We start from the raw sequence: 429 nt of genomic DNA, 5'->3' as shown, positions 1-429 counted from the left end.
GCTACAGAATATAAGTCGCTGACCCATTATACAAAAGGTACGCAGTCACCCAACTAGTGGGCTCCTACTGCTTGTACGTACACGGTTTCAGGTTCTTTTTCACTCCCCTCGCCGGGGTTCTTTTCGCCTTTCCCTCACGGTACTGGTTCACTATCGGTCAGTCAGGAGTATTTAGCCTTGGAGGATGGTCCCCCCATATTCAGACAGGATACCACGTGTCCCGCCCTACTCTTCGAGTTCACAGCCTGTGTGTTTTAGTGTACGGGAGTATCACCCTGTACCCTGCGACTTTCCAGACGCTTCCACTAACACACAAGCTGATTCAGACTCCGGGCTGCTCCCCGTTCGCTCGCCGCTACTGGGGGAATCTCGGTTGATTTCTTTTCCTCGGGGTACTTAGATGTTTCAGTTCCCCCGGTTCGCCTCGTT

Annotated in this window: 1 rRNA gene; it reads right to left on the bottom strand. The window is 52.7% G+C overall.

Annotation, left to right across the window (positions count from 1 at the left end):
• A 23S ribosomal RNA gene (locus IAE27_RS29375) occupies positions 1–429 on the bottom strand; the annotation flags it as partial.

It is taken from the genome of Klebsiella sp. S69, from assembly GCF_016516145.1.
Classification (GTDB): Bacteria; Pseudomonadota; Gammaproteobacteria; order Enterobacterales; family Enterobacteriaceae; genus Klebsiella; species Klebsiella oxytoca.
The sequence above is the reverse complement of the archived record's forward strand: the minus strand, read 5'-3'. Positions and strand labels throughout refer to the sequence as shown.